This window comes from Jiangella ureilytica, assembly GCF_004348545.1.
In the GTDB taxonomy this organism is placed as follows: Bacteria; Actinomycetota; Actinomycetes; order Jiangellales; family Jiangellaceae; genus Jiangella; species Jiangella ureilytica.
The window spans coordinates 1-1302 of sequence record NZ_SMKL01000158.1 but is presented as its reverse complement, the minus strand read 5'-3'; the positions used below and the strand labels follow the sequence as shown (position 1 = coordinate 1302).

Sequence of the window (1302 nt, the reverse complement as noted above, 5' to 3'; positions counted from 1 at the left end):
TGTCTCGCCCCGGGTTCAGTGGAGGCTGTGATGTGCCGCGGCGACGCGTGTCGGCGCGGGGTTGTGATGGTAGTGGTTGTCCTCGTGTTCGGTCGGTGGGATCAGCCCGATCTCGCCGTGCAGGCGGCGGTGGTTGAACCAGTCGATGTATTCGGCTGTGGCGATCTCGAGGTCGTCGATACCTTTCCACGGGCCGCGGTTGCGGACGAGTTCGGCTTTGAACAGGGAGTTGAACGCCTCGGCCAGGGCGTTGTCGTAGGAGTCGCCGGTAGTCCCGACCGAGGCGACGGCGCCGGCCTCGGCCAGGCGCTGGGTGTATCTCACTGCGACGTATTGCACGCCCTTGTCGCTGTGATGCGTCACGCCGGTGACGTCGTGGCCGGCGCGTTTACGGGTCCAGATCCCCATCTCCAAAGCGTCGAGCGCCAGATCGGTACGCAACGACCTCGACAGCTGCCAGCCCACCACCCGGCGGGAGAACACGTCCAGCACGAAGGCTGCGTAGACCCACCCGGAGAATGTGCGGCAGTAGGTGATGTCGGCGACCCACAGCTGGTCCGGCGCAGTCGCGGTGAACTGCCGCTCGACCAGGTCCGGGCGGGTGTCCGGGCCGGAGCCCGCAACGGTCGTGCGCGGCCCCTTGGCGCGGGATATCCCGCGCAACCCAGCGGTGCGCATCAGGCGTTCGACCGTGCACCGGGCGACCCGGTGCCCCTGCCGGACCAGTTCGGCGTGGACCTTGCGGGCACCGTAGACGCCGTAGTTGTCCGCGTGAACCTGCTCGATCAGTCCGGTCATGGCCACGTCCGACACCGACCGCGCCGAGGGCGGACGGGACCTGGCCGCGTAGTAGGTGCTCGGGGCGATCTGCAACGTCGTGCAGATCGGCTCGACCCCGAACTCGTCCCGGTGGGCGTCGATGTACTGCACGATCAGCGCTGCGGGCGGTCGAGCTCCGCCGCGAAGAAAGCCGACGCGCTGCGCAAGATCGCGTTCGCCCGACGCAGCTCGCGGTTCTCTCGCTCCAACTCGGCCAGGCGCTGCGTGTCCGACGTGGTGGTCCCAGGCCGGTCGCCGGCGTCGATCTCGGCCTGATTGACCCAGCCGCGCAACGTCTCGGGATTGATCCCGAGCTGCTCACCGACCCGCCGGACCGCGCCAGACCGCGTCGCCGGATCACGCCGCGCCTCGACCGCCATCCGGATCGCCCGCTCCCGCAACTCCTCCGGATACTTCCTCGGTGCCACCATGACTCCCATCCTCCCTGGGATTGAGAGCCTCCATCAGACCGAGGGCGAGACA

1 protein-coding gene and 1 other annotated feature are annotated in these 1302 nt (G+C 68.4%); the gene reads right to left on the bottom strand.

Annotation, left to right across the window (positions count from 1 at the left end):
- Window positions 1–15: 15 nt before the first annotated feature.
- Window positions 16–1250 (bottom strand): IS3 family transposase gene (locus E1212_RS29105; protein WP_238992531.1). Its coding sequence is split into 2 segments (ribosomal slippage): window positions 16–971 and window positions 971–1250, totalling 1236 coding nucleotides; the frame shifts between segments, so codons are not numbered across the junction.
- Window positions 859–972 (bottom strand) — a sequence feature (AL1L pseudoknot). (Overlaps the previous gene by 114 nt.)
- Window positions 1251–1302: the final 52 nt, after the last annotated feature.